Source organism: Bradyrhizobium sp. P2_E8 (assembly GCF_056403875.1).
This window is the reverse complement of the sequence record NZ_JBFUES010000925.1, coordinates 1-2,963: the sequence shown is the minus strand read 5'-3', so window position 1 is coordinate 2,963 and position 2,963 is coordinate 1. Positions and strand designations below refer to the sequence as shown.

Annotated in this window: 3 protein-coding genes and 1 pseudogene; 2 read left to right on the top strand and 2 right to left on the bottom strand. The window is 66.4% G+C overall.

What is annotated here, in order from left to right:
• Nucleotides 1-351: pseudogene (locus AC1D00_RS34380) on the bottom strand (AI-2E family transporter); the annotation flags it as partial.
• A 136-nt stretch (nucleotides 352-487) separates the two neighbouring features.
• On the opposite strand from AC1D00_RS34380, the gene AC1D00_RS34375 reads away from it, so the two are divergent.
• Nucleotides 488-1,192, top strand: a complete 705-nt coding sequence (locus AC1D00_RS34375; protein ID WP_477013738.1) for a hypothetical protein — start codon at nucleotides 488-490, stop codon at nucleotides 1,190-1,192.
• Between the two features lie 90 nt (nucleotides 1,193-1,282).
• Nucleotides 1,283-2,056, top strand: a complete 774-nt coding sequence (locus tag AC1D00_RS34370) for a gamma-glutamyl-gamma-aminobutyrate hydrolase family protein (protein ID WP_135176044.1) — start codon at nucleotides 1,283-1,285, stop codon at nucleotides 2,054-2,056.
• A 14-nt stretch (nucleotides 2,057-2,070) separates the two neighbouring features.
• On the opposite strand, the gene AC1D00_RS34365 is transcribed toward AC1D00_RS34370, so the two are convergent.
• Nucleotides 2,071-2,963, bottom strand: an 893-nt coding sequence (locus tag AC1D00_RS34365; RefSeq protein ID WP_477013737.1) for a GlxA family transcriptional regulator, incomplete at its 5' end; no start/stop codon positions are given.

Genomic DNA, 2,963 nt, shown 5'->3' with positions numbered 1-2,963 from the left:
GGTCTTCACGTTGCCGATTTGCGACTTGATGGTCTTGCTCAGCAGCGAGGCCTGCTCGGCGATGGTGGCGCCGCCGAGATAGGCGACGCCTGCGAGCAGCACCGCAAGCACGACGCAGACGATCGCGAGCCGGACCGGATGCGGCAGGTGCACGCGGCGGCCGAGCGCGTTGGTCAGTGCGTTGAGGGCGACACCGAGCAGCATGCCGGTGAAGATCAGCAGCAGGGTGGTCGCAAAATACCAGGTGAAGACCAGCATCGCCGTGAACAGCACGACGCCGATGCCGCCGACCGAAATTGCCCAAGCCAGATCGGTGCGGGTCGAGGAGCGTTGGTCTGCGAGGATGGTCACATCATGTCCTTTTCGGCGGCTGCGGGCGGGGCACTCTTTCGACAAACGCGCTTCCGATCAAGACCGCGTCAACGCGCTGGTTTGACGCTGCCGCGCGAACGGTGCAGAGCGATGAGGACAAACAGGTGGGGGGCGCTTGAGTTTCATTAGCAAGTGGGCCGGTCTGCTCGGGCTTCTGGCGCTGATCGTGATCGGCGACCAGATCCGGATCAGTCGACCCGGCCACAAATATCGCCTCACGGTCGAGGTGACGACGCCTGACGGGATCAAGACGGGGTCCGGCGTTCTGGCTGTCGTGCCTGACCGCAACTATAGCCGCGGCGGCCGCACCACGATGCGCGGGGAGGCTGTGTTCGTCGACCTCGGCCGAGGAAAGAACCTGGTGGCATTGCTGGCGCATCAGCAGGGCGGCAAGCTCGACCTCGACGACATCAACTACGTCGCGCTGCGTGCCTATGGCGCTGCGCGCGGCGACCGCGTCTCGTTCAACGATATCAGCCGGCAGGCCGGCATTGTCCCGGTGCAGGGGGAGCCGATCCCCGTGCTCGTCAGCTTTGGCGATCCCCGAGATCCCCAGACCGCGCGCCTTGTCGCCGGCGACCATGCGGATACGGTTCTGGGCGACGGCTACGCCGTCCGCGGCCTCACCGCCGAGGTGGTGCCCAACGGCTTTTGGCCGATCGATTTCGGTGGCGTGCTCGGGGAGCCCGTGACGCGCGGAATCGAGGCGAAATTGCCCTGGTTGGGCGTGCCCGGTGAGGCGGCGGCGACTGCGCTGAAGGCGGCCGGCCTGCCCGTCGTGGGGACAACCGAGGCCCGGGAGGCATTTGCGCGAAAATAGCATTGCCGTCCCGCGATCCCTTCTGTTGAATTTGTTCCACCCCAAGGGCATGTTTGGAGAATCTTCTTACGCGGGAGGTCGGAACGGGAGATGAGAAAGCCGGTCGTCGGCGTRATCGGGAACGCCCATCGCGTCGAAAATCGATTTCAGGTCCAGATGGTCGGCGAGCGCAATTTGCGCGCTGTGGCCGAGGTTTCCGGCGGCCTGCCGATGATGTTTGCGGGAGCGCCCGACATCACCGATATCGGCGCGCTGCTCGACGTGGTCGACGGGATCGTGCTCACCGGCGCCCGCGCCAACGTGCATCCGACCCGTTTCAATGTCGATCCGTGCGAGCGGCACGAACCCTACGACATCCACCGCGACGAGGTGGCACTGGCGCTCTCCGTTGCCTGCGTGTCCCGCGGCATTCCGCTGTTCGGGATCTGCCGCGGCCTGCAGGAGATGAACGTCGCCTTCGGCGGCTCGCTGCATCCGGAGATCCGCGAAATCCCCGGCCGCATGAATCACCGCATGCCCAGGCTCGAGAACGGCGAGATCCATCCCGATCCGACCGTGGTGTTCGCCGACCGTCACGACGTCGACCTGACGCCCGGAGGCGCCTTCGCACAGCTGCTCGGCTGCGAGAAGATCAGGGTCAATTCGCTGCACGGCCAAGGCATTCTCGATCCCGGCAAGCGCGTGCTGATCGAAGGCGTCGCCGAGGACGGCACCATCGAGGCGATCCGCATCGCGGAAGCCCCGACCTTCGCGCTCGGCGTGCAATGGCACGCCGAATACGACCCCCAGCGCAATCCGATCAACCGCAAGCTGTTCGAGGCGTTTGGTGAGGCGATGGTCGTACGCCAGCGTGCGACGGTGTAACAAGAGGCTCGCTCTTACGCCGTCCGCTCCATCCTTCGCGCGCGATAGGCCTGCGGCGACATCAAGGTGAGCTTGCGGAAGGCCTTGCGAAAGCTGCTCTCGTCCTCGTARCCGGCCGTGCGCGCGATGGTCTTGATCGGCTGCGTCGTCGTCTCCAGCAGGGTGCGCGCGTGCTCGACGCGGCGGCGCATGATGAAGGCTTGTGGCGGCTCGCGCGTGAGCTCCTGAAACTTCCGGTTCAGCGTGCGCTCGCTGAGGCCGAGCGCGCCGGCGAGGCGCTTGACCGTCATCGGGCTCCGGCCGGTGCGACGGACCAGCAGGTCGGCCCTGGTCAGCAGCGGGTCCTGCGAGAGCAGGTAGCCCACGGGCATGAAGATCGATTGGGTGCGCTGCGCGGTGTCGATCACGACGTAGTCCGCGCATAGTTTTGCGATCTCCTTGCCGTCGACCATCTCGATCAGCCTGAGCAGGAGGTCGACCCACGACATCGGGCCGGCGGCGCAGACGATGCGGTCCGCGCTGGTGATGACGGCGTCCGGGGCGAGGTCGATCGCGGGATGGCGCTGTCGAAGCTCGCTTTGCAGCCACCAGGTGATGGTGGCGCGGCGGTTGTCGAGCAGGCCAGCTCCCGCGAGCAGGAACACGCCGCTGCAAAAGGCCCCGATCAGCCGGCCGTTGGCGTGCTGTTGCCGCAGCCAGGCGCCGGCACGGGCATATTGCGGTTGCAGGCGTTCCGCCGTGACGTGATCGACGAGGCTGCCGGGGACGAGGATCACGTCGAAGCCGGCGCGCTTGCCGATCGCGCCGTCGACCGCGACCGTCTGGCCGCCGCCGGCACGCACGGCTTTGCCGTCGAGCGACAGCGTCTGCCAGCTGAAGCGGGATTTTGCCCCGCTCTGCTGCATCA